The sequence below is a fragment of the Paenibacillus sp. FSL M7-1046 genome (genome assembly GCF_038007405.1).
Lineage (GTDB): Bacteria > Bacillota > Bacilli > Paenibacillales > Paenibacillaceae > Paenibacillus_AQ.
The window spans coordinates 1,917,542-1,938,802 of sequence record NZ_JBBOXB010000001.1; the positions used below are offsets into that span (position 1 = coordinate 1,917,542).

Consider the following 21,261-nt stretch of genomic DNA (forward strand, 5'->3'; position numbering starts at 1 on the left):
GAATCTAAATGAACATGTATCCAGGCATTGCCCTGCTGTATGACAATCGGCTGCTGCGCACGGAGCTGGAATGCGAGCAGTTTGAGCAGGCCCTGGAAGGCCTGGCTGGGGATACGGAGGACGCTGTGATCCAGCAGATTTTCAAGGTGTTTGATGATGATACCGAACAGGAGGAGGTTATGTTCGGTCTTGTTCATTTTCTGGAGAGCTACCAAATGGAGATGTACCTGACCCAACTGCTGGAATCGCTGCCGGAGCTGCTGGAGACAGGCCGTAATTGGGCGATTATTCTGATCCAGAGAATACTGGCCGATGATATCTACCGCAAGGAATTTGCCGACATCGCCGCCGGCATGCCCCTGCGGATCAAGAGATGCCTGGCGTTCCTGCTGGAAGAAATCAAGGAAGACAAGCCGCGGCTGTTCGAGCGCAGAGCCAATTATATTCTATATAGATTGAACTTGGAAAATTAAAAAGGGGTGAAGTGACGGAGGGGAAGTTTGGAACTGGAGGAGCGACAGCGTCCGCCTTTGTCTGTGGATTTCAACCGCGAAGAGCGAAATAAAATCAAGAAATCTGCAGACAACAGCGGCCGGAAGTCCAAACATTCACCGCAGTTACGATAATAACCCAAAATAGAAAGATCTTAAGTTCAAACTATATAGGGAAATTATAATAAGCGCAGCAAAACCCCTTTCCCAGGATACTTCACTTCGCATGGGCAGGGGCTGCAGAAACCTATTATTGTTCAAAATCGAGATTGACCGGCGCAAGCGGCAGGGTATCTTCCCCGCCTTCATCTGTCGTGGGCGTCTTGGCATCTACGACTTCGAAGCGGAACTGATCGACCCAGGCCTTGCCGGAGCCGTTCAGCAGGACCCCGAAAGCTATCGCATGGCTGTCCTGCGGAATATCCAGAATGACGTTGTATTGATTCCATTCTCTGGAACCTTTAATTGGCCTATGGGCCATATTATCAAATTTCAGCATTTCCCCGTTCGCGGCATCAACTCTCATCCATAAGCCGGCCCATCCGAAGATATCCCCTGCTTTGACAAAAGCAGACAGCTTCAACCTCTGCCCGCGGTAGGCTTCCGAGCTGAATATTTGCATGAGTGTAACAAATCCGTTTTCGCTTGCATTACCGGATTGCAGCAACGCCGATGCCTTGCCCATATGCACTTCCGACTTGTCCACCTTAACATCATAGCCGCCGCCGTTCATGCCGGTTATGGTCCAGCCCTGCAATGCCTTTTCTGTACTCATCCTGATCTCTCCTTTATTAAGTTCTCTCGAATAGGTCCGGTATTGTCCGGGGGTGAGCCGGTATGCTTTTTTGAAAGCGCGTGAGAAGGCCTCCTGAGACTGAAAATGGTACTCCAAGGCGATATCGAGAATACGCTTATTGCTGTAGATCAGTTCACCTGCCGCTTTCGCAAGTCTTCTCCGCCTTACGTAATCTGCTAAGGTTTGCCCTACTACTGCATAGAAAATCCGGTAGAAATGGTGGGTAGAAAATTTGCTGTGCACCGATACTTCCCTTAGGGTAATCCGCTCTGTGAGGTTCCTCTCTATATAGTCCAGTGAGCTTCTCACCGTTTTGAAGTGCATTTTATCGCTCATTGGTGTTCCCTCCTCTGTTCCAAAAATAACATAGCGGCCAAACGGATATTTGATCTTTTATCTCATAAATCGGCTGTTCTATACAGAAAGGGAAATACAGTGGTATAGTGTAAACTGGCTAAAAATTAAACCAAACCCGCATTGTAAACAAACGAAGGTGAATCTAATGAACAAGCTTTTATTTCATAATATACCGCTGGGCGCTACCGGCGAACGGATTCCCCAGGCGGCAATCGCCTCAGCCCGGACCAGCCGCGAGATGGTGAAGCCGGAGGACGGCGATGCGGCTTATTTCCGTTTGCTGGAGGAAGGCGGAATTCTGCTGAATCAGCCGCAGATCGCCGCAGTGCGGCATTACCAGGGTCCGCTGCTGACACTGGCGGGGGCAGGCTCCGGCAAAACCTCGGTTCTGATCTGCAGAACCGGTTATTTGCTGTCGGTGCGCGGCATATCCCCCAGCCGCCTGCTGCTGTTGACCTTCTCCAGCAAGGCGGCAGCGGAAATGCGCGAACGCATTGCAGTGCTGCCGGGCGTGAGCGAAAACGACGCAGCGCGCCTGCAGGCCCGCACGTTCCACTCCTTTTTCCTCTATTTCCTGAGGCGTCAGGGCCTGCGGCAGGACATCTTCCATGAGACACGCCGCCAGCACATTTTGCTGAAGCAGATCATGCGCGAGCTGGGGCTGCCAAAGGATGCTTATCCGCCGGAAACCCTGCTTGCCCTGCTCTCTTCCTGCAAGATGAATATGGGTGAGCCGGAGAATCTGCCGGAAACTACAACCGCCGAGCAGGAAATGAAGGCCGTCCTGGCCCTGTATGAACAGTGGAAACGGGATAATCACAAAATTGATTTCGACGATGTGCTGCTGATTGCCTACAGGATGCTGAGGGAGCAGCCGGCGCTACTGCAGGAATTGCAGAATAAATTTCAATATGTAATGGTTGATGAGTTTCAGGATACGAATGCGCTGCAATATGAACTCGTCAAAATGATCGCCCATCCGCAGCATAATCTGATGGTCGTCGGGGATGATGACCAGACGATATACTCCTTTAACGGAGCGCGCAGCGAGTTCATTCTTGAATTCGAGAAGCTTTATCCGGGCGCAAAGGTTATTACGCTGGATATCAATTACCGTTCCGGTCCGGCGATTGTCGGGCTGGGCAACGGAATCATCCGGCATAATACGCGGCGGCGCTCCAAAACGCTGCAAGCGGCCAAAAATGGCGGCAGCCCGCCACGGTACCTGCGCCCGCAGACGGCGGACGAGGAAGCCGAGCAAATTGTAGAGCATATTGTAAGCCAGGTTGACGGCCATTCCCGGGAATACCGCGATTTTGCACTGCTGTACCGGGCGTCGAGCAGCAACCGGGCGATTCTGGAGCTGCTGCTGCTGCGCGATATTCCCTACATTGATTACGGCGAAGGCCGGCTGCTCTACGAGCATTGGCTGATTTCCCCCGTGCTGGACCACCTGCGGCTGTCCGTGAACCGCCGGAACTTTGCTGCGATGGAGAATATTCTGCCGACCCTCTACATGAACCGCGAAAAGGGCATGGACCATATCCGCCGGATGGAGGCCATCCAGCCCAAGCAGGGGCCGCTGATCCATCTGCTGTCGATGCCCGGTATGGAGGATTTCAAAGGGACTAAGCTGCGGGAACGGCTGGAGCTGATCCGGGGGCTGGGCAGCGTAACTCCAGTACAGGCTATCCGCCAGATCCGCATCAACTTCTATGATTACTTCATTGAAGCCAATGAGCGTCATCAGGCTACACTGCACCGGGAAACGCTAAAGGAAATGCTGGACGAGCTGGAAACCTCGGCGGAACGGTTCGATAACATCACCGTCTTCCTTGATTTTATCGATAATATTACCGAACGGAATGAGCTGAGCCGCCAGACCGGCCTGAAAGAGCAAGGTAACCGGATTGCACTCATGACCATCCACAAATCCAAAGGGCTGGAATTCCCGGTAGTCTTCCTGATCGGAGCCTCTGAGGGGATTCTTCCCCACAGTTCCGCGCTGGAAGGTGACCGGCTGAAGGACCGGAAGACAGCAAAATCGACAGTAGGCAGTCCCCTGAAGACCGGCCCGGAGTCCGGCATTGCGGCGCTGGAAGAAGAACGCAGACTGGCCTATGTTGCTGTCACGAGAGCCCGGGAAGAGTTGTTCATCAGCTCGCCGGCAAGACATCGGGGCAAAAAAGCCGAGGTCTCCCGCTTCATGCTGTCCGCCTTCCGCTCTGCCGTAGCTTCTCCTGCGCCTGCTGTATCGGGACTAAGAAGCGGGTATACCAGAACAGAGCACAACTCCACCAGAACGTCAGCGGCAAGAACCCATACCGTTGCCGTCTGGAAATGCACCGGTGCAAATTGCCCGGGCTGGACCCGGATGAAAGCCGGCGGAGCCGAGGATCACTTATCCTCCAAGCCTTGCCCGCTCTGCAGCTCCCCTATGGAACAAAGCACACGGGTAGTTCCCGTATAACAGATATTTCGCAAAAAAAGCCCCTTCAGACAGCTTTGGCTGGAATCATGAAATCATGAGTTCCCTGCACTGCTGCCGGAAGGGGCTATTAATGTCTTCTTATACTTGAGCCGGAGTCTCCGCCGGTTCTTCAACTTCTTCATGTACTGTTTTGATCTGAATCATTACTGTGCTCGGATCCGTCAGCACCTCAATGCCCTTCTGGAAGATCAGATCGGAGACAGCCAACTGGTCGCCAATTTCCAGACCGCTGATATCTACTTCCATGGTAGAAGGCAGATCGCCCGGCATGCAGCGAACTTCTACTTCATAGATTTCTACCTGAAGTACACCGCCAGCTTTGACACCAGCAGCTTCACCTGCAAAATGGATCGTTACCTTGCTGTCCATGCTGATCGACATATTCACATGCTGAAAATCGATGTGCTGCACTTTTCCTGAGATGGAATCCTTCTGGATATGTTGAACAACTACCGGAACCACCGTATCGTCGGACAATTTCCCTTGCAGGATTGCCCGCGGATTGGTTCTAATCACGTTCAACAGCTCTTTCTCTCCCACTTCAAGGCTTAGAGTATCTTTACCAATACCATACAGCACAGCCGGGATCCGTCCTTGCTTTCTTGCGACGTTCAAGTTGGACTGTGTTTCTTCCGTACGATTGTTCAATAGAATAAATTTACTCATTTTTGTTTTCCCGCTCTCTTCGACCATAAATTCTTGTCATTAGAAGCATAACACGACCATAGAATCTAGTCAATTCTCACCCGTTTATTGCTCATACTCCAAAAAAGGGTCGGGAAGTTCAATTCTGTATGCTTCGGCATCGCTGACGCCCACTGACAATACCGCCCGGCCCTGCTCACCCCGTACCAGTCCGCCGCTAAAGATGACGTCCTGAAGATCCGGGCGTTTGCCGGGACCGATTGGAAAATCACTCCTGGCAGCAATAATTTTGACTGGTGTAGTTTCAAACGTGCCGGGATTAAGCGAGAAAACCATGGAGTAGTAATGCTTTTTTCCTAAGCGGTCAAAACAGGCCATATGTCCCAGAACGCCTACATGACCGTTCTTCAATAAATGCGCTTCATTCGCCCCGCCCCACTCCTCGCGAACAAACTGATCTTGGAATATTTCAGCTTCCAGAAAGGTCTGCTCATTCAATTCCTCCAGCGAATCGATAATCGTGAAGCCGATCATCCCTCTTCCGCCCTTCTCTCCTTGCGGCCGAGTGAATACACCGATCCGGCCATCCTGAAGCTCTATCAGCCGGATATCCTTCATCATTGCCGGCCCGGACGAGAAGTGGCGCATGGAATCAATACGGTACCCTCGGTAGAACTGCGTAACCCACGAGACGATTTTCTGCGGGTCATCCCCTGCAGTAATCACTTCAACCCCGCCCACAATCAGCTCTCCCTTGATGCGGGTTACACAGGGGTCCTGCAGATTATAGGTATGTGTATGCGCACGGGGTATCCAGACGCTATCGCGGAGTGTAAAAAAGAAGACTTGAGAGAACTCACTGTCCCGTTCCTCAACTCTTCCCAGAATCACTTCCTCCCCGTCATGTACAAACGGGGCTGTTATATTGTATACATCTCGTTTCCCAACACCGGAAAAAACCAGTTTCTCCACGCTCACATGACGGAGCCTTGCATAAAAGGTGTCCAGCAGTTCGTTACAGGTTGCCGTCTTGAACGGTCTCCTTGTCATTGCCTTCCTCCTCATATTCATTTGCTTTATCTATCGCCCAATCGTTCTCATCCGCTTCCATCCGGATCAATTCACCGGGCTGGATATTGAAATAGGTACAGAGCTTCAGCAGCAGATCCCGGGGATACTGCACCATCTCGTCTTTGTACATCCGCCGGACGGAATCGAAATGGTAGTTAATCTCTTTAGCAAGCTTGCGGATGGATAATTTGGGGTCATGTTTCTCCATAACCTCACTTAGTTTACTGCGTATAACCGGCATTCCTTCACCTCCTACATCACTATATCTGCAGAACAGAGGAGAGTCAATAAATTGACAAGAAAAAATGGTCATGTTATAGTGTGGGCAGGAAATAAATTGAAGAAGACAAATTTTATACCAATTCCCATTTTAGAAAATAAAGAACTCTTTATTTTCTTTTTTTTATTCATAAAATTTTAGGAGGCTCTTTATGTTGAATCATGACAGCAACAACCGAAACATTGTTTTCCTATCTACAAGCCTGCCTAGAGAATGCGGAATTGCTACGTTTACCCAGGATTTATTAGATCAATTTACCGGGCTACAGGGCTTCAATACGCCTCGGGTCATCGCCATGAACAACAATGAAACATACCAGTACAGCGACCAGGTTATGAGGGAAATTAACCAAGATAAGTTGTCTGACTATATAGAGGCCGCCGATGAGCTTAACAAATCAGACGCCCATTTGCTCGTTATCCAGCATGAATTCGGCATCTACGGCGGGGAAAGCGGAGAATATCTGCTGTCATTGATCGAAAGGCTCGAATTGCCGTATGTAGCTATTTTTCATACCGTATTAAGAGAACCTACAGCCAAGCAGCACCTTATTATCAGCCGGATTGCAAAGGGAAGTGTCAAGGTAGTAACGATGGCCCAATCCACCCTACACGATCTGACCTCCATCTATAATATCGAGGATTCGAAGATCGCCTGTATCCATCACGGTGTGCCTTATGTAAAAACAGCTCCTAGAGCGGAGCTAAAAGTGCAGTATGGTTTCGGAGAACGTAAAATCCTCTCCACCTTCGGCTTTTTAAGTCCCGGTAAGGGGATTGAATATGCTATTCAGGCCATGCGCGGAGTGGTGAAGCGGCATCCGGATGCGCTATATATCATCTGGGGGAAAACCCATCCGGTGGTCAAGCTGGAAACAGGTGAAGTGTACCGGCAAAAACTGACGGACCTCGTAAGCGAATTCGGTCTGTCCGATAATGTACTCTTTGTCGATAAGCTGTTGACCCAGGAAGAAGTTATTGAGTCGCTGGTGATGTCCGATATCTACTTGACCCCCTATCTCGGCAAGGATCAAGCCGTAAGCGGCACACTTGCCTATGGCGTCGGCTATGGAAGAGTAATTGTTTCCACCCCTTACCGCTATGCCGAAGAGATGCTTGCTGAAGGCAGAGGCCTGCTGGCAAAATTCCGTGATTCAGCTTCGCTGGAAGACTGCATCCTGGAACTGCTGGATGATCCGGCCAAAGTGGAGGCCATGGAAAAACGGACCCGTGAGCTGGGCCAAACGATGATGTGGAATGAAGTTGCTAAATCCTACGCTGCGATTTTCCAGGAAAAAATCTCACAATCGAAACTGGCAGACCGGAGTGTGATTTGATGCAAACCTCCGTTGCTGTAACGTTCAAGGCGGACTACATGCACAGAATAACCGATGATACGGGGATTTTCCAGCATACCAAGTTTGGCGTCCCCGACCGTTCGAAGGGCTACACGACCGATGACAACGCCCGGGCTTTAATTGCAGCGGTTCTGTTGTATAAGAAGGACCAGGATTCCGTCTCGCTCGACCTGATCCACACGTATCTCTCCTTCATACATCACGCACAAAATGAGCAGGGCAACTTCCGGAACTTCATGGATTATAGCCGTTCATTTCTCGAGGACAACGGCTCCGAGGATTGCCAGGGGCGTACGCTTTGGGCACTTGGCTTCGCACTCTCCTACTCGTCGATCCTGCCAGACAACCTGCTGAATACCTGCCGTTATCTGATCAATCAGGCGCTGCCGCATATAGAAAAGCTTGGTTCGCCCCGTGCCGTAGCTTATGCCGTCGTAGGCCTCAGTTATCTGATCAAAACGCCCGGCGCGTTAACCTACTCCTTTCCCTATCCCCATACGCCAAGTACGGCAGAGGAAAAGGCATTTCTGTCCAAAGACTTCATCACCGGCCTGATTGAGCGCATCGCTGTCCGGCTGCATAATCAGTATAACCACACCAAGGGAGACGGCTGGAACTGGTACGAAGACAGCCTAACGTACGGAAATTCCATGCTTCCCTGGGCGCTGCTGAGGGCTTTCAAGCTTTCCGGAAATGCTGCGCTTAAGCATACAGCCAAAGAAAGCCTTGATTTCCTTGCTTCGCGGACTTTTGCCCGGGAGGGCTATTACAAGCCCATCGGCAGCCACGGCTGGCTGCTGCGCGGCGGGGAGCCGGCTCTCTACGACGAGCAGCCAATTGAAGCCTGCGAAATGCTGCTGACCTGCCGGGAAGCTGCCTCCGTGCTTCAGGACCCGTCTTATCTGCAGCAGGCCGACTTATGCTATTCATGGTACACAGGGCATAATTCCTTAAATCTGCCGCTGATTGATCCTCAATCCGGGGCTTGCTATGACGGTATTCATAGCAGCGGGCTGAATCTGAATCAAGGCTCGGAAAGCATCATTTCCTTCTCGATCGCCCACCTGGTGACCCATCATGGATAAATACGCAACCATCCTTGCCGGCGGAGGGGGCACCCGTTTCTGGCCGCTGTCCAGACAGGAAATTCCCAAGCAGCTGCTCAATATCAGCGGCAATGACATCATGCTCAACGATACGATTGAACGCTTCAAGGGCATTATTCCCCAGGAGAACACCGTCATCGTGACAAACCGCACCCAGGCCGTGCTGCTGGAGAGCATTATGCACAGCAGCGTGCAGAAGAGCAATATTCTGATTGAACCCGTGGCCCGCAATACCTCCGCCAGTATCCTGTTCGCTGCGTTCTCTATACAGCATATGGCCCAAGAGGATTCCTTGATGGTCGTCCTGCCCTCCGATCACTATATCACTGATGAACCGCAGTTCCGGCTTACGCTGGATGAAGCCTGTACGGTAGCCATGGAAAGTGAACGGATTGTCACGATCGGTATCAAGCCCACCTTTCCTTCTACTGGCTATGGTTACATCGCCTATGACAAAGAACCTATCTCAGCAAGTCCGGTAGCGGTCTATGATGTGGCTGAATTTGTGGAGAAGCCTAACTTCCAGAAAGCCCAGGGTTATCTCGCGTCAGGCAATTATTTATGGAACAGCGGGATTTTCATCTGGAAGACATCCGTAATCCTTGATAATTTCAAACGTTACCTGCCCCGGCTGTACAACACTATGCTGCCGATCAGCGAGGCGCTTGGCACAGATCAGGAAGCGGAGACGATTAACCGCATTTATCCTCTGCTTCAAAATATTTCGATTGATTACGGAATCCTGGAGCGTTCTGACGAGGTCGTTGTCCTATCCGGCCAATTCGGATGGAATGATATCGGCAGTTGGGATGCGCTCGGCGCCATCTTCCCTCCGGATGAGTCCGGCAACATTATTAAAGCCAACCATATAGGCATTGATACCCGCAATTCGATCATTTACGGAAACGGGCGGCTGATTACCACGATAGGTGTAGACGGATTTATCATTGCCGATACCGGGGATGCAGTCCTCATCTGCCCCAAGGACAAAGCACAATCCGTTAAGGACATCGTCGATCTGCTCAAGGAAAAGGGCATGACTGCATATATCTAAATTCCGCAAAAATGTAAGATTGGCTGTGGTTTCCGGCTTGTTTATTTCAAAAAAAGTGACCGTTGCTATTAGAGCAACGGTCACTTTTTCACGAATTCATTTATATATGTTCGGGGTTCCCGCAATTAGGTCCACGCCCACAGGAAGCCGTCACGGTCCCAGGCAATCCTTCCGGCATGCAGCTTGCGGAAAGCCTTCTTCACATCCTTGGACAGCGAAGCATTTCCGTTCTCGTTCACAAATACAAATTGCTCGCCAAAATTCGCCTTCACATATTCTATCGCAGCAGTCTGGTACAAGGTTCCGGTAAATTGGATCTCCTTGACCATCCACTCCGCAACCTCTTGCGCAGTAACTTCCATCAGGTGTTGCCCCTTTCGATCATCCTCAATTTCAATGTTCCCCCATTATAGCATAAACAGCGCCGAATCCTGGAAATGTCCGGATCGGGTGTAAGTGTTCAGATGAAACTTATATCACTTCACTGCGTCAGTATTTACAGAAAGTAAGATTCCGATCATCCGGAGGAACAAAGATGAACAGAGCATACAAAGAGCTATTTCTGAACACGGTATATTTTTCACTTGGGATTAGTGCGGTTTTTGCAGGTATAGTATCGACAGTTAACGATGAGTCCCCGCTGGGGTTCTCCTGGGGGTTTAATTTTCTCGGTATTTTTCTGTTTATATATTTTTATAATCTGATCGTGAGTGTAATAAACTTCGCATTGTCCCTTTTCTGCAAATCCTTAGTCATGCGGCTTGTTCTGTTTAATATTGTGGGGCTGCTGTTGACTGCATTGCCTGCCTATCATTTTCATGAGTGGTTCCTGCTCAGCCTGTATGCTTCATTTATTGTCCTGTCGGCCCATTCCATATGGAGCCAAAGAACGGCTGACCGCCCGTAACCCCGCCTATTCGTCATTACTATAGAAGATCAAACAACCGCCCGGAGAACCGGGCGGTTGTTTGACGATTCAATATGAAGGAAATAGCTACCGCTACCGCTTCCGCACTGCCACGCTGACCACACCGTAGCGATACAGCACCTTACGCCCGAACCAGTTGAACAACCGGTCGGTGAAAAATCCCATAAACCCAAGGCAGAACAGCCCAACAAAAATCCAGTCCGTGCGGAAAAACAGCCGCGAATTCCAGATCAGATAGCCTACGCCTTCGTTCGAAGCGATCATTTCAGCACCGATAATCGCCATGTAGGAGGTTCCCATCGCCAGACGCACGCCGGTAAAAATATACGGGGTCGTAGCCGGAACGATAACATGTAGCAGGATTTGCCATTCACTTGCGCCCATGCTGCGTGCCGAACGGATTTTATCCTCTTCCACAGACACCACCCCGGTCAGCGTATTCAACACCACAATAAAAAATGTCGCGTACATGATCAGCGCAATCTTCGATTGCTCTCCGATGCCGAACCAGACCAGAAACAGCGTAATGAAGGCGATCGGCGGAATAAAACGGATAAAATTCAGAAACGGCTCCGCAAAAATACGGATTACATGGACTTTGCCGATTACAAGTCCTACAGGGATGGCAATCAGACTGCCCAGCACCCAGCCGACCAGCACCCGGTAGAAGCTGATGCCGATATATTTCATCAAGGTACCGTCACTAATCAGCTCCCGCCCGCCTTTAAGTGTAGCCCACGGTCCGGGGATCACATCAGGTCCATAGAGCACTGCACCCAATTGCCAGATCGCCAGTGCGGCCAACCACAGCAAAGTGACGGAGACCCATTTTTTCTCTATCCATTTCATCATGCTTCACACCCTATCCTATTCTTCGAAATGGCCTTGAATTTGGTTGTACAGCGAGTAGAACTCCGGTGATGCCACATCTCGCGGATAGGAGAGCGTGTTGTCGTAAATATCCGTAATATTGGAGGATGGACCTACGGACATAATGCCGATCCGTTCACCGAGCAGCAGCGCCTCCTGAATATCATGGGTGACGAAAATAATGGTCTTGTGCGTCTCACGCCAAATATTGACCAGTTCCTTCTGCATCGTCCGCCGGGTCATCGCATCCAGCGCACCGAACGGCTCATCCATCAGCAGGATGGCAGGATCGTTCGCAAGCACACGTGCCAGTTGCACCCGCTGCTTCATGCCGCCCGAGAGCTCTTTGGGATACTTCTCCTCATGACCCATCAATCCGACAAGCCCGATATAGCGGTCCGAAATTGTGCGCCGCTCCGGCTTCGGTGTCTTTTTCATCCGCAGCCCAAATTCCACATTCTCACGCACCGTCAGCCACGGGAACAAGGAGGAGTCTGCCTGCTGGAATACAACTGCGCGGTCCCGGCCGGGTCTATCCACTTCAACATTATCCACTCTGAGGTTCCCTCCGGATTTGGAGACAAACCCGGCAATTATATTCAGCAGCGTCGATTTCCCGCAGCCGCTCGGTCCGAGCAGAACAAAAAACTCCCCGCCTTTAATGACCAGATTCACATCTTTGATAATGTAATGGACGTCTCCGGCTGCAGGCTCGCTGTAGCTTTTGCGAAGCTGCTCGATATGAATGGTATTCTGCTTGGCAGTTAAGGCCATATGGACACCTCCTAAAAGTTTTGTATAGCATAGGGCTCCTCGGTCAGCCTTGGTCAGAACTGGCTTCGGAACCCGCTTCATAAGAGCATGTTATTTGCCGTAGGTTACTGTATCTGGCAAAGCCTTCTTCAGCGGCTCCAGATTCAGCTTGCTGTCCAGGTCAAAGTCCTGTGCGATGATACCCGTCTCGACCATGTATTTCTTCTGGCCTGCCAAGCTGTCATAGGCAGCCTGTGTAAAGCCAACCTCCCATGGGTTAACAGGCAGATCCTTCAGCGTATTTTCTCTCGGCTGCTTCACTTCCTCGTACATGAGATCCGCCACTTCATCTGGATGCTCCTGGGCATAGGCTGACGCTTCAGCAACAGCCGCCAGGAATCCTCCGATCACATCCGGCTTTGCCTTCAGAAGCTCATTGCCGGCCACAATTCCTGTACCCAGCCGCACTGGAGTTTTGGACATGTCAGTTAACTGATGCACACCTTCTAAGGCATTCAGCTTATCTTCCAATGCTGAACCGATGACCCAGGTGGCATCAATATCTCCTTGCTTCAGGGCAATAAAGGCTTCGTCAAAAGCCCCCTGCCCGGTAAGCTTCACATCACTTAACGCGATGCCCTGCTCCTTCAGGTATTCATCCCACAGATACGGTAGGAAGGTTCCGCGCAGGAAGCTAAGATTCTTGCCTTTCAGATCGGCGGCACTCTGGATCTCATCCCTCACGTACAGCTTCCACGCCGCCGCAGCCTGATCGGTAGCCAGACCGGCAGAAGCAATGATCGAATATTCGCCTTTGGAAACAGCGTTCAGCAGCGGGAAATCAGCGCCGTAGGATACATCCACCTGCTTGATGAAAAGAGCATTCACACCCTCTGCGGGGGTGCCAAAGTTGACAATTTCCGCGTCGATTCCATGATTCTTGAAGAAACCTTTATTTAGAGCTACACGGAAGGTCGGATTGGAATTCGTGTCGGCAATCTTGATTTTCACGGTCTTCTCCTTTCTGACGGATGATCCCTCAGACGCGGCGGCATCCCCCTTGGAACTGCAGCCTGACATAAAAATTACGAAAGATAAGGATAAGAGCAGAAAAGCAGAACCATACCAGGATTTTTTCAAGTAAACACACCTCTTCATTTTGGAATTAATCTATCTCGCTCTCTGAACAGCGCTCTCATCAGCGGTAGCTACACAAGCAGCTCCTTCTACAAACGGCAGGGTTGTCGCTACACTTACTACAGAATCCAAGCCCTTCGGCGCTGCACCAGGCACTCTGAAGGTGGTCACATCTATTGGTTCAATCGCAATTTCCTTCGGCTTCTCCAATTGCGGCACCCATGCATACGGCACCCGGTAGGAGCGGTAGACCATATTCGTGTTTCGGCGGTCGGTAAATGGCGAGACATACTCCCAGACCAGCTCATACTCCGGAGTAACCTCAAACAATCTGCCGTTCGATCCTTCTGTAATCAACGTGTTCCCATTGGCTAGCCGCTGGGCCGAGCTGATATAAGGACTGTAAAATTTATAGGAGTCCGTCGGAACTGAGAATCCGGCCTCTGCCGAAGTGTATTGCCATACGACCTCTAACGTTACAGGATCAATCTCCAGGATACGGGAGTGGTCGCGCACCGCATTCTTCTGCCCGAAAGGTGATGCCGGATTCGGCAGACCATAACCGCCCCAGCCGCCGTTGTCGAATACGAGAAGATTGCCTTCACCCGGCAGCCCTTTTGGAATAATGTGAGCGTGATGCTGGCCGATAATCCATCCGATATGCTTCACTTCAGGGAGAGAATAGTCCGGTCCGAGCCGCCAGACAATAGCACCTGTTTTCCTGTCCGTAATCGCGATGATGTTCGCTTCCCGGGCATCCCAGATGACGTTATCCGGGTGAAACCGTTCGTCTCCATTATCATAGAACTTGTTCAGCCCCACGTACGATGCAGAGTTGATATGCAGCCAGTCGCCTACGCCGCCGCCGAGATTACCGAAGGAACGCGTGTTAGGGTCGCGGAACAGGACATTACGGGCCGCTTCGTCAAAGCCCAGTTCAGCAAAGTGATCGCTGGCCTTCCACTCCCAGATAATTTTGCCTTCCCAGTCCACTTCAAGAATGGTGTCATCCAGGAGCTCTTTGTTGGAGATGATGTCGTTGTGCAGGTTCTTATGGGCGAGAATTAATGTCTTGCCGCTGCTTACCTTAGGCTCAAGCCCCGGAGCGTAATAGCCGACCGGATTACCTTCCCGCTGGTAATCGTGGTGCTGGCGGGCATACCACAGCGGCTCATAGCCGGGATCTTCAATATGCTCATAGCTGTTGTACTTCCAGACGATATTGCCATCCCAATCGACCTGCACCAGATCCACATTATCCTGAATGCCAAACTTCGGATCTCTCCGGCCCGTGCTGCCTAGTACATAACCGCCGGGGAGGATTTTGGCCGGAAAGCCGAGCAGCCCCTGCCACAGATGAACCTCTTTGCCGTTCATGTCGATCAGCACTACACCTTCTTCACCCGCCTGAAATACCGTATAGCCGCTCCACGCCTTGGCCGGATTGTACACTGTTGCTCCTGTTGGATAAACTGTTGAATGTCCCATAATCATCTCTCCTTAAAGTTTTGTGTGTATTGGCTTCCTGAATCGGCTTCGAACAAAACTCGCTTCGGAAGCATTTGTTTAAGTTTTGTGTGTATACACTTCCTGAGTCACTTCGAACAAACTCGCTTCGGAAGCATAGACATTATTTTCTCAGTAACTAAGATATTTGCTCTCTGTCGCGGTTCTCGGCGGCTTCTGTTCAGGGCTGGCAGGAACGGGGGGCTCGGCATTCTGCTGCGCCAGCTCCAGCAGCGTATCCGAGAATCCCTCCAGATTGCTGATGATCCGTTCATAAAAGCGGCTCTGCAGCTCAAGCTCCTCCTCCGTGAAGCCCTCGAACAGAAGCGTGATACATCGGGCCCCAATGTTGCTGTTGCGCTCGGCCACTTCCCTGCCCTTGGCTGTAATATCGAGTAATACGGTTCTGCGGTCATCTTCCTTGCGCCTGCGCACTGTATACCCGCCGGCCTCCAGCTTATCGCTTAGTGCAGTAATCGCACCGGAGGTGAAATCGAGCTGCCCGGCCAGATCGCCAAGCCGCTGCTCACCCTCGCGGATGATTTTGTGCAGAATCAGCATACCCGGCAAGGTAATCCCCGCAACACTTACACGGTCACGCTCCTTCACAAACCTGCGCACCATTTTGCGGAACAGATAATCCGCCTCTTCCAGCTGCTCCCATTGTTCTTCCGTCATGCTCTCCCTACTTCCCTTCCATCAGCCAACAAAAAAAGACTCCCGGCACACTCCCCCCATAGGGAGATCATGCGGGAGCCTTTGGCGGTCCAATCGGCTCATGTAATTATTTCACTGTTCATTTAATGACTGGTGAATTATTGCAGTAATCATAAACCCCTTTAAACCAACCTGTCAAGTGTGGATTTAGAGAAAATAAAAAGCATCCCGCAGGATGCCCCGTACCTTCATTTTAAGTTAACCGAATCACGTAAGTTATGAACTGGTAAGCATTATCCTTCAGAATGCCGGAAGAAGCGAGCAGCTTCTTGCCGGAAGGGCTCCAGCGCAGCTGGTCGGCCACTTCAATGTCAGCCAGAACCGGTGTTTGTTCGCCCGTTTCCACTTCGGTAATAAATAAACCGTCCTGACCCGAAGCAGCGTTTCCGGCAGTCAGTGCATAAGCCAGCTTGCTGCCATCCGGGGACCAGCTGGTTCCGAATATTTGCTGCGCCGAAGCCAGTGTTGACTGCTCATTGCCCTCCGTGTCGCAGAGAACCAGGACCATCTCTCCCGGCTTGGTCCGTTTTACAATAGCCAGCCTGCTCCCGTCTGGTGAAGGAATGACCCACATGACACTTTTCTTCAGCGTCTTGGATTGCTTCGTTTCGGTATTGTAAGCGTTCAACTCCGCCTCTTCACCTGTGACATAATAGATCAGGTTTCCAGACTGCACCACCTCATGAACATACGCTGCACCGGGTTTAACCACAATTTCTTGATCACCATTCAGATCGACTCTAAGGATATTGCCCTCCATATCGGGAAAAAGAATCTGCCCGTTATCAATCCATTTCCCTTCTTCGCTCCTGAACTGCGTATCGTCCACCTGTACGGATACTCCGGTCTCCAGATTCATAATGTAGCCAAAGCCGGTGAAATCCTCCAACTCTTTGTAGAGAAGATGCTTCTTGTCGGGAGACAGCAGGGCCGAACCGTAATTCTTCTCCCCTTCGAGGAGCGGAGTCTCATCCTCTGTCGAAAGGTTATGCAGATAGAGATTATGCGGATAACGTTTCTGGCCCTCAACCGTCTGCGCAGGAAGCTGGCGATTCTCCTTATCCACAACAAGGCTGTCTTCACTGACAAAATCCATTCCACGGACATTCTCCACCTTGTCAATGCCCTCCAGCTCCAGCTTCGTGTAGACCGATTCGCTGGTATTGTCCAGAACGGTGATCTTCTGGCCGGATTTCTCTATGACCTGCCGGGACTCCGTTTCTCCCGTATTGCAAGCCGCCGTGCACAACAGTACTGCCGTGCACAACAGAAACAGCGCCGCCTTACCCGGCTTTCCGCCTATCTTTGCAGCCATGATCGTTCCCCCTACACGCTTAAGTTGCTCCAAGCATACCGGAAGAGTATTTCCAAAGCGCCTCCGGATGTTTCCAAATTGTAAATTAAGAGACCCTCGGAAAAGACAGTTCAAATGCCGTCCCTTCCCCTTCAGTCTCCAGCAGGGTAATGGTTCCGTTCTGCTTCTCCACCAGATTGCGCACCAAGGATAGGCCCAGGCCAGTCCCGCCTGAGGCTCTGGAACGGTCACGGTTGACCGTGAAGAAGGGTTCAAAAATCTTGTCGCGGGCCTCGGGAGGAATACCGATACCGGAATCCTTGATGGTGATCCATACCCGCTGGTCCCGGACCTCACTGTGAAGATGAACGCTCCCTTGCGGAACATTATATTTGATGGCATTGTCGAGCAGATTGATAAAGATATGCATAAAGCTCTCCTTATCAATCCAGATATGGGCGGGCTCGGCATCCAGCGTAATCGTAAGCCCGTAGCGCTCCGCCTTGCCGTTCATCCGCCCGCAAATATCCTCCAGGCCCTCAGCCACCTCCAGCAGTTCGGCCTGTGACTCGAAATCGTATTTCTCCAGCGCCGTCAGCTGCAGCACCTTCTCAACCATCTCATACAGCCGCTCAGTCTCTTTGGCAATGTTGAGCTTGGCATCAAACAACAGCTTGGGATCATCGTCATACATATTCAGCAGGTCTACATAAGCTTTTATAGAGGTCAGCGGCGTCTTGAATTCATGGCTGATATTGCCGATATACTGCTTCTGCTGCTGCTCCAGCGCCTGCAGCTTGGTGACGGCCAGCTGCAGCTTGCGCTGTTCCTCATCCTTTGCGGCGATGCTGCTCTCAATCTCGCGGCTCATGAAGTAAATGCCTTCAGCCAGCTCGCCCAGCTCATCCTTCCGCTTTACCGGTGGAGCAGAAATATATTCGGCGCGGCGGATCGACTCCGCTGCCTTCTTAAGCCGCCCGATCGCCGCAGCGGCGCGGTTGAAATATAGATAGCCGACGATGAAGCTGAGCACCAGCACGGCCGCACCGGTCGTCAGGAACAGGTTCTGTAAGGTTTGCTGGAAGCTTTGGGCGCTCTTCAGCGAATACTGCAGCTGCACAACACCCATCTGCTTCTCCGGTCCTTGCACAGGAGCCAGATAAAGCAGCTTATCATCCGCTGCGTTCTGGTAGGCGATTTTATTCTGCAACGCATAGGCCAGCGCACCGGAGACATCCTGCCCTGCCGGGTCAGTCTCACCTTGGACCGAGCTGCCAACGATCTGCCCCACCGCATCGTAAAGTGTGACTTCCAGGCCGGTGAACCCGGCCAGCTCAACAGCCAGCGATCTGCCCCGCTGCTGCATGAATGCCTGCGGTTTGAGACGGGCACCCGTATAATATGTCTGCTTCACCCGCAGATTCACTGTTTTGACATGCTGGTCCAGGTAGTCTTCAGCCTGCAGCTGCTGGTTCCTGGCTACACCTTGCAGCACAAAATAGCTCAGCACACTTACAGCCAGAATGAGCAGTACGGCCAGGAACAGGCTGAATTTCAGCTTGATGCTGATCCTCATGGGTAACTCCCGGCAGGAATGGCTTTATAGCCGATCCCATAGACGGTTTGCAGCACATTCTGGTACGGCTCGCCCAGCTTTTTGCGCAGCCGCTGGATGTGGATGTCCACCGTACGTGTACCTCCGGCATAATCCATTTCCCATACCTGTTCCAGCAGCTCTTCGCGCATATAGACACGCTGCGGGTGGGACAGCAGGAGAAGCAGCAGATCAAATTCCTTTGGCGTCAGCTCAAGCTGCTGCCCGTCAAGCTCGGCGCTTCGCCGTCCGGGATACACGCGCAGCGCCCCATATTCGATAATCTCGCCCGGAGTCTCTCCGCCTTGTTTGTCCAGCCTGCGCAAGAGCGCCTTGACACGGGCCAGCAGCTCACGGATTTCGAACGGCTTGGTCATATAATCATCCGCGCCCAGCTCCAGGCCGACGATTTTATCAACGATATCATTTTTGACGGTTAACAGAATAATCCCGATGTCCTTCCGGTTCTCCAGCCTGCGGCATACATCGTATCCGCTCAGCTTCGGCATCATCACATCCAGCACCATGGCATTCGGCCGGAAGGTCAACACCTTATCAAGCGCCTCTTGGCCGTCAGCGGCGGTGTCCACCTCATAACCTTCACGGCGGAGCGCATAGGCAATCGCACTTACAATGCCCGGCTCGTCATCGACAACAAGCACTTTTTTAGCCATCTTCGGTTCACCTTCCCGCTTCCGGTTTAATTATTTCTTGGCCAATTGTTCTAATTGTAGTATACCTTTGTTCGCCTGTTTGACCAAAACCCTTGCCTGCTTCCAAAAAAACGAACCCGCTTGCCAATTTAAACGTAGTATTCGTCAGGAGCCCAATTTTTAGGTTATCTTAAACCAGACTTAAGCTTAGCCTCAGCTTCACCGTTTACAATAAGCTTAAGCTAAAGTTCTAATTGCCGTAACCTACGCCCCTTGATTGATATAACATTACACTTAAAGTGAGGATGACACTGATGAATATAAAACATATGAACATGAACATTAAACGCATGAACATTAAACGGGTGATGATTGTCGGAACGATGATTGTGGCCATGTCCTTTGGAGGAACCACCTGGGGCAAGCCTGCAGCAGCCGCAGCGGCCGCTCCAGTAGCCAAATGGTCCACTTCTACCAATGTGGCAGACAAGGATGAATTACTGGAGGCACTGAATCAATCCTCTGACGAGGATTTGTACGAGGCACTCTATGACGGGAAGTCCTTACATGATATCGCTGTAGAGAACGGCGGGAATATTGACAGCGTTATTCACCTGCAGGTAGCCCAGTTAACCCAGCAGCTTGATGCCAGACTGGCAAGCGGAAGCATTACTTTGGAGCAATATACCGCTCAGAAAGCCGAACTCAGCGAGCTTGTGACTCAAAGCGTTCTTACCTCATTCGATTAACGGGAACTACATAACAATCGCAAGTGGAAACGGATACCGTCCTCAAAAGGACGGTATCCGTTTCAGCGAGAAATAGAAGGATAATTTATAGCGTACAGCATATAAATGCTTATATTTGAACAAAGAAAAAGTGGCATTCCAACTTTCGTTAAGTAGGAATGCCACTTTTTATTATGCAACTAAGGAATCTGACGGGTTATTGAATCTTTTTCGATTCAATATCCACAGGCACCTGCTTCTCCCGGGTAATATCCAGAATATCCAGGAAGAAGACGAAGATCGGAATGCCGAGAATAAGTCCCCATACGCCGATATAATGCTCGGAGAACAGCAGCACGATAAAGGTGTAGAACATCGGCAGGTTCATTTTGGAAGACATCAGCTTCGGATTGAGGAAATAGCCTTCGACAAAATGCAGCACTGCAATCATCGCCAGCACATAGATCGTCATTTCCAGCCCGCCGATGCTATAGCCGATAATGCAGAGCGGAATCAGGGAGATGACAAAGCCGACAACAGGAATCAAGCTGAGCATGAAGATCATGATCGACAGCGCGAAGAGGTACGGGAAGCCAAGAATCCACAGCCCGATGACCGTGAAGAAAGTATTGAACAATGCTATCAGAATTTGGGCTTCAATGACTTTGCCGAAGGAGGAGATGAATTTTTTGCCGAAATACTCCAGCTCCACATAGAACCAGGAAATCTTGCTCTCTCTCAGGCGGGAGGTAAAACTGACAATCCGGTTCTTCTCCAGGATGAAAACAAAGCTCAGAATGGTTGACAATACGAAGGTTGTGCCCCAATTGCTGATCTTGAGCACATAATCAATGCCACTCTTCATATAGGACTCATAGTTCAAATCCTTCAGCATGTTGAATAAATACTGCATAATCTCATTCTGCGGAATATCTTCAGAGGTTAAGGTGCTGAGAAAATTGGTTAATTGCTTAATTTGCTCAAAAACCTTGGGCAGATATTTGACGAGGGCCATCACGATCATGCTGATTAAAGCAAGATATAAGATGATAATAATAACCTTACTGTTCACCTTAACAAATCTACTGGTCCGCTTGGTCAGCAATACCTGAAAGCTGTTCATTACATAAGCAATCAAAAACGTCAGCAGCACCAAATTCAGCATGTCTCGAATACTGTACAGCAACAGTGCGATCAGCGCCAGAATCAAAAACCGCCGGGCTGTTAAATTCGCGTAGTAACGCTTGAATACTTCCATTGTTCCTCTCCATTCGCTTGCAATTAGGACTTTTATTTATAGTCTACAGTAATGAAATCACTTATAGCAACTTGGAGGGCCCCTAAAATACGCGGAAATACAAACTTTATGTCAACTTATCAGAGCCGAGCCTATATTATGCTATAATGTGGAAAATAATCGCTAAATATGCAGA

Annotated in this window: 21 protein-coding genes; 7 read left to right on the top strand and 14 right to left on the bottom strand. The window is 50.7% G+C overall.

Annotated features, from left to right (window positions below; genetic code table 11):
• Positions 1 to 8: 8 nt before the first annotated feature.
• A complete protein-coding gene (locus NYE29_RS08230) occupies positions 9 to 473 on the top strand; it encodes an Imm30 family immunity protein (RefSeq protein ID WP_076111560.1) in 465 nt (154 codons plus the stop codon).
• 268 nt (positions 474 to 741) lie between these two features.
• Here the strand turns inward: NYE29_RS08230 and NYE29_RS08235 are convergent, their stop codons facing one another.
• Positions 742 to 1,623, bottom strand: coding sequence for a helix-turn-helix transcriptional regulator (locus NYE29_RS08235; RefSeq protein WP_076111559.1), 882 nt, complete (start codon positions 1,621 to 1,623; stop codon positions 742 to 744).
• 166 nt (positions 1,624 to 1,789) lie between these two features.
• On the opposite strand from NYE29_RS08235, the gene NYE29_RS08240 reads away from it, so the two are divergent.
• Positions 1,790 to 4,114, top strand: a complete 2,325-nt coding sequence (locus tag NYE29_RS08240; protein WP_076111557.1) for a UvrD-helicase domain-containing protein — start codon at positions 1,790 to 1,792, stop codon at positions 4,112 to 4,114.
• A 99-nt stretch (positions 4,115 to 4,213) separates the two neighbouring features.
• Here the strand turns inward: NYE29_RS08240 and NYE29_RS08245 are convergent, their stop codons facing one another.
• From NYE29_RS08245 to NYE29_RS08255, 3 genes are all read right to left on the bottom strand, one after another.
• Complete coding sequence (locus NYE29_RS08245) at positions 4,214 to 4,801, bottom strand: 50S ribosomal protein L25 (protein WP_340895329.1); 588 nt, start codon at positions 4,799 to 4,801, stop codon at positions 4,214 to 4,216.
• Positions 4,802 to 4,885: 84 nt separating this feature from the next.
• Positions 4,886 to 5,830 (bottom strand): DUF1861 family protein, encoded by a 945-nt coding sequence (locus NYE29_RS08250; RefSeq protein ID WP_076111554.1) that lies wholly within the window; start codon positions 5,828 to 5,830, stop codon positions 4,886 to 4,888.
• A complete protein-coding gene (locus NYE29_RS08255; protein ID WP_052091753.1) occupies positions 5,796 to 6,092 on the bottom strand; it encodes a helix-turn-helix domain-containing protein in 297 nt (98 codons plus the stop codon). Before NYE29_RS08255 ends, NYE29_RS08250 begins: the two co-directional genes overlap by 35 nt.
• A gap of 190 nt (positions 6,093 to 6,282) precedes the next feature.
• Between NYE29_RS08255 and NYE29_RS08260 the strand changes: the two genes are divergently transcribed.
• From NYE29_RS08260 to NYE29_RS08270, 3 genes are read left to right on the top strand one after another with little or no spacing between them, the layout of a single operon-like run.
• A complete protein-coding gene (locus NYE29_RS08260; protein ID WP_076111552.1) occupies positions 6,283 to 7,467 on the top strand; it encodes a glycosyltransferase family 4 protein in 1,185 nt (394 codons plus the stop codon).
• Entirely contained in the window at positions 7,467 to 8,573 is a 1,107-nt protein-coding gene (locus NYE29_RS08265; protein WP_076111550.1) for a glycosyltransferase, read from the top strand. Before NYE29_RS08260 ends, NYE29_RS08265 begins: the two co-directional genes overlap by 1 nt.
• On the top strand, positions 8,566 to 9,648 hold the full coding sequence (locus NYE29_RS08270; protein WP_076111548.1) for a mannose-1-phosphate guanylyltransferase: 1,083 nt from the start codon (positions 8,566 to 8,568) through the stop codon (positions 9,646 to 9,648). The genes NYE29_RS08265 and NYE29_RS08270 overlap by 8 nt, the downstream gene beginning before the upstream one ends.
• A gap of 125 nt (positions 9,649 to 9,773) precedes the next feature.
• Here NYE29_RS08270 and NYE29_RS08275 read toward each other — a convergent pair whose 3' ends face one another.
• Complete coding sequence (locus NYE29_RS08275; protein ID WP_038584980.1) at positions 9,774 to 10,010, bottom strand: DUF6953 family protein; 237 nt, start codon at positions 10,008 to 10,010, stop codon at positions 9,774 to 9,776.
• Between the two features lie 173 nt (positions 10,011 to 10,183).
• Here NYE29_RS08275 and NYE29_RS08280 point away from each other — a divergent pair, with 173 nt between their 5' ends.
• Entirely contained in the window at positions 10,184 to 10,555 is a 372-nt protein-coding gene (locus tag NYE29_RS08280) for a hypothetical protein (protein WP_076111546.1), read from the top strand.
• A gap of 93 nt (positions 10,556 to 10,648) precedes the next feature.
• Here NYE29_RS08280 and NYE29_RS08285 read toward each other — a convergent pair whose 3' ends face one another.
• The 8 genes from NYE29_RS08285 to NYE29_RS08320 form a co-directional block, all read right to left on the bottom strand.
• Positions 10,649 to 11,425: an ABC transporter permease gene (locus NYE29_RS08285; RefSeq protein ID WP_038598357.1), complete on the bottom strand. Its 777-nt coding sequence runs from the start codon at positions 11,423 to 11,425 to the stop codon at positions 10,649 to 10,651.
• Between the two features lie 18 nt (positions 11,426 to 11,443).
• Positions 11,444 to 12,220, bottom strand: a complete 777-nt coding sequence (locus NYE29_RS08290) for an ABC transporter ATP-binding protein (protein ID WP_076111545.1) — start codon at positions 12,218 to 12,220, stop codon at positions 11,444 to 11,446.
• Positions 12,221 to 12,310: 90 nt separating this feature from the next.
• Complete coding sequence (locus tag NYE29_RS08295; RefSeq protein ID WP_144024353.1) at positions 12,311 to 13,339, bottom strand: ABC transporter substrate-binding protein; 1,029 nt, start codon at positions 13,337 to 13,339, stop codon at positions 12,311 to 12,313.
• A gap of 30 nt (positions 13,340 to 13,369) precedes the next feature.
• Positions 13,370 to 14,824, bottom strand: a complete 1,455-nt coding sequence (locus NYE29_RS08300; protein ID WP_076111542.1) for an aryl-sulfate sulfotransferase — start codon at positions 14,822 to 14,824, stop codon at positions 13,370 to 13,372.
• A gap of 150 nt (positions 14,825 to 14,974) precedes the next feature.
• A complete protein-coding gene (locus NYE29_RS08305) occupies positions 14,975 to 15,520 on the bottom strand; it encodes a MarR family winged helix-turn-helix transcriptional regulator (protein WP_038584966.1) in 546 nt (181 codons plus the stop codon).
• 232 nt (positions 15,521 to 15,752) lie between these two features.
• A complete protein-coding gene (locus NYE29_RS08310) occupies positions 15,753 to 16,874 on the bottom strand; it encodes a TolB family protein (protein ID WP_076111540.1) in 1,122 nt (373 codons plus the stop codon).
• Between the two features lie 85 nt (positions 16,875 to 16,959).
• Positions 16,960 to 18,429, bottom strand: a complete 1,470-nt coding sequence (locus NYE29_RS08315) for a sensor histidine kinase (protein ID WP_076111538.1) — start codon at positions 18,427 to 18,429, stop codon at positions 16,960 to 16,962.
• Entirely contained in the window at positions 18,426 to 19,121 is a 696-nt protein-coding gene (locus NYE29_RS08320) for a response regulator transcription factor (protein WP_076111536.1), read from the bottom strand. Before NYE29_RS08320 ends, NYE29_RS08315 begins: the two co-directional genes overlap by 4 nt.
• A 293-nt stretch (positions 19,122 to 19,414) precedes the next feature.
• Here NYE29_RS08320 and NYE29_RS08325 point away from each other — a divergent pair, with 293 nt between their 5' ends.
• Complete coding sequence (locus NYE29_RS08325; protein ID WP_256718147.1) at positions 19,415 to 19,849, top strand: hypothetical protein; 435 nt, start codon at positions 19,415 to 19,417, stop codon at positions 19,847 to 19,849.
• Positions 19,850 to 20,045: 196 nt separating this feature from the next.
• Here NYE29_RS08325 and NYE29_RS08330 read toward each other — a convergent pair whose 3' ends face one another.
• Positions 20,046 to 21,086, bottom strand: a complete 1,041-nt coding sequence (locus tag NYE29_RS08330; RefSeq protein ID WP_076111534.1) for an AI-2E family transporter — start codon at positions 21,084 to 21,086, stop codon at positions 20,046 to 20,048.
• Positions 21,087 to 21,261 lie beyond the last annotated feature (175 nt).

What these genes read in the sequence shown, in the direction of transcription:
- NYE29_RS08255 (WP_052091753.1), bottom strand. Translation starts at nt 6,092, where the DNA reads ATGCCGGTTATACGCAGTAAACTAAGTGAGGTTATGGAGAAACATGAC.
- NYE29_RS08290 (WP_076111545.1), bottom strand. Translation starts at nt 12,220, where the DNA reads ATGGCCTTAACTGCCAAGCAGAATACCATTCATATCGAGCAGCTTCGC.
- NYE29_RS08275 (WP_038584980.1), bottom strand. Translation starts at nt 10,010, where the DNA reads ATGGAAGTTACTGCGCAAGAGGTTGCGGAGTGGATGGTCAAGGAGATC.
- NYE29_RS08235 (WP_076111559.1), bottom strand. Translation starts at nt 1,623, where the DNA reads ATGAGCGATAAAATGCACTTCAAAACGGTGAGAAGCTCACTGGACTAT.
- NYE29_RS08285 (WP_038598357.1), bottom strand. Translation starts at nt 11,425, where the DNA reads ATGAAATGGATAGAGAAAAAATGGGTCTCCGTCACTTTGCTGTGGTTG.
- NYE29_RS08300 (WP_076111542.1), bottom strand. Translation starts at nt 14,824, where the DNA reads ATGGGACATTCAACAGTTTATCCAACAGGAGCAACAGTGTACAATCCG.
- NYE29_RS08310 (WP_076111540.1), bottom strand. Translation starts at nt 16,874, where the DNA reads ATGGCTGCAAAGATAGGCGGAAAGCCGGGTAAGGCGGCGCTGTTTCTG.
- NYE29_RS08320 (WP_076111536.1), bottom strand. Translation starts at nt 19,121, where the DNA reads ATGGCTAAAAAAGTGCTTGTTGTCGATGACGAGCCGGGCATTGTAAGT.
- NYE29_RS08315 (WP_076111538.1), bottom strand. Translation starts at nt 18,429, where the DNA reads ATGAGGATCAGCATCAAGCTGAAATTCAGCCTGTTCCTGGCCGTACTG.
- NYE29_RS08280 (WP_076111546.1), top strand. Translation starts at nt 10,184, where the DNA reads ATGAACAGAGCATACAAAGAGCTATTTCTGAACACGGTATATTTTTCA.
- NYE29_RS08270 (WP_076111548.1), top strand. Translation starts at nt 8,566, where the DNA reads ATGGATAAATACGCAACCATCCTTGCCGGCGGAGGGGGCACCCGTTTC.
- NYE29_RS08245 (WP_340895329.1), bottom strand. Translation starts at nt 4,801, where the DNA reads ATGAGTAAATTTATTCTATTGAACAATCGTACGGAAGAAACACAGTCC.
- NYE29_RS08265 (WP_076111550.1), top strand. Translation starts at nt 7,467, where the DNA reads ATGCAAACCTCCGTTGCTGTAACGTTCAAGGCGGACTACATGCACAGA.
- NYE29_RS08250 (WP_076111554.1), bottom strand. Translation starts at nt 5,830, where the DNA reads ATGACAAGGAGACCGTTCAAGACGGCAACCTGTAACGAACTGCTGGAC.
- NYE29_RS08240 (WP_076111557.1), top strand. Translation starts at nt 1,790, where the DNA reads ATGAACAAGCTTTTATTTCATAATATACCGCTGGGCGCTACCGGCGAA.
- NYE29_RS08325 (WP_256718147.1), top strand. Translation starts at nt 19,415, where the DNA reads ATGAATATAAAACATATGAACATGAACATTAAACGCATGAACATTAAA.
- NYE29_RS08305 (WP_038584966.1), bottom strand. Translation starts at nt 15,520, where the DNA reads ATGACGGAAGAACAATGGGAGCAGCTGGAAGAGGCGGATTATCTGTTC.
- NYE29_RS08230 (WP_076111560.1), top strand. Translation starts at nt 9, where the DNA reads ATGAACATGTATCCAGGCATTGCCCTGCTGTATGACAATCGGCTGCTG.
- NYE29_RS08260 (WP_076111552.1), top strand. Translation starts at nt 6,283, where the DNA reads ATGTTGAATCATGACAGCAACAACCGAAACATTGTTTTCCTATCTACA.
- NYE29_RS08330 (WP_076111534.1), bottom strand. Translation starts at nt 21,086, where the DNA reads ATGGAAGTATTCAAGCGTTACTACGCGAATTTAACAGCCCGGCGGTTT.